Below are 1,210 nucleotides of genomic sequence, written 5' to 3'. Positions count from 1 at the left end.
TAGTCTGGTGGCGATAGCGAAGAGGTCACACCCGTTCCCATGCCGAACACGGTCGTTAAGCTCTTTTGCGCCGATGGTAGTTGGGGGCTTCCCCCTGTGAGAGTAGGACGTTGCCAGGCGAATTATAGGACTAGCTTTTAGTCCTACTATTTATGGGGCCTTAGCTCAGCTGGGAGAGCGCCTGCCTTGCACGCAGGAGGTCAGCGGTTCGATCCCGCTAGGCTCCACCATTATATTGTAAGTGTAATTTGGCGGTGTAGCTCAGCTGGCTAGAGCGTACGGTTCATACCCGTGAGGTCGGGGGTTCGATCCCCTCCGCCGCTATATATAAATGGAGGAATACCCAAGTTCGGCTGAAGGGATCGGTCTTGAAAACCGACAGGGGTGTCAAAGCCCGCGGGGGTTCGAATCCCTCTTCCTCCGCCATTTATAAACTATGATGATTACTAACTCTTATTTGGAGGGGTAGCGAAGTGGCTAAACGCGGCGGACTGTAAATCCGCTCCCTACGGGTTCGGCGGTTCGAATCCGTCCCCCTCCACCATATGGCGGTTGTGGCGAAGTGGTTAACGCACCGGATTGTGATTCCGGCATTCGTGGGTTCAATTCCCATCAGCCGCCCCATTATAATGTTGGGCTATCGCCAAGCGGTAAGGCAACGGATTTTGATTCCGTCATGCGTAGGTTCGAATCCTGCTAGCCCAGCCATTTATATGCGGAAGTAGTTCAGTGGTAGAACACCACCTTGCCAAGGTGGGGGTCGCGAGTTCGAATCTCGTCTTCCGCTTTACTTATAACCTAATAAGTATGAAAAGTCCTAGCCGGGGTGGTGGAATTGGCAGACACACAGGACTTAAAATCCTGCGGTAGGTGACTACCGTGCCGGTTCAAGTCCGGCCCTCGGCACCATAATTTTAAATGCGCCCTTAGCTCAGCTGGATAGAGTGTTTGACTACGAATCAAAAGGTCGGGAGTTCGAATCTCTCAGGGCGCGCCATTATTTTAACGGGAAGTGGCTCAGCTTGGTAGAGCACCTGGTTTGGGACCAGGGGGTCGCAGGTTCAAATCCTGTCTTCCCGACCATCAATTTTATGCGGGTGTAGTTTAGTGGTAAAACCTCAGCCTTCCAAGCTGATGTCGTGAGTTCGATTCTCATCACCCGCTTTTATTTTACTGTGGGCCTGTAGCTCAGCTGGTTAGAGCGCACGCC

General features: G+C 52.6%; 11 tRNA genes and 1 rRNA gene. All 12 read left to right on the top strand.

The annotated features are described in order from the left end of the window. Window positions 1-3: 3 nt before the first annotated feature. The 12 genes from rrf (at window position 4) to AC1FXZ_RS21795 (ending at window position 1,164) form a co-directional block, all read left to right on the top strand. Window positions 4-119 (top strand): 5S ribosomal RNA (gene rrf / locus AC1FXZ_RS21850). A gap of 35 nt (window positions 120-154) precedes the next feature. After that, a tRNA-Ala gene (locus AC1FXZ_RS21845) sits at window positions 155-230 on the top strand. A 20-nt stretch (window positions 231-250) separates the two neighbouring features. Then, a tRNA-Met gene (locus tag AC1FXZ_RS21840) sits at window positions 251-324 on the top strand. A gap of 9 nt (window positions 325-333) precedes the next feature. Continuing rightward, window positions 334-426 (top strand) — tRNA-Ser (locus AC1FXZ_RS21835). A gap of 33 nt (window positions 427-459) precedes the next feature. Then, a tRNA-Tyr gene (locus AC1FXZ_RS21830) sits at window positions 460-544 on the top strand. Window positions 545-548: 4 nt separating this feature from the next. Next, window positions 549-624, top strand: a tRNA-His gene (locus AC1FXZ_RS21825). Between the two features lie 9 nt (window positions 625-633). Next, window positions 634-708 (top strand) — tRNA-Gln (locus AC1FXZ_RS21820). Window positions 709-715: 7 nt separating this feature from the next. Beyond that, window positions 716-787, top strand: a tRNA-Gly gene (locus AC1FXZ_RS21815). A gap of 33 nt (window positions 788-820) precedes the next feature. After that, window positions 821-909, top strand: a tRNA-Leu gene (locus AC1FXZ_RS21810). Window positions 910-920: 11 nt separating this feature from the next. After that, window positions 921-997: transfer RNA gene (locus tag AC1FXZ_RS21805), tRNA-Arg, on the top strand. 9 nt (window positions 998-1,006) lie between these two features. Further along, a tRNA-Pro gene (locus tag AC1FXZ_RS21800) sits at window positions 1,007-1,083 on the top strand. Between the two features lie 10 nt (window positions 1,084-1,093). Next, window positions 1,094-1,164: transfer RNA gene (locus AC1FXZ_RS21795), tRNA-Gly, on the top strand. The last annotated feature ends 46 nt before the right edge of the window (window positions 1,165-1,210 follow it).

It is taken from the genome of Halalkalibacter sp. HAAS-P014, from assembly GCF_056619965.1.
This window is presented reverse-complemented; position numbering and strand designations above follow the sequence as displayed.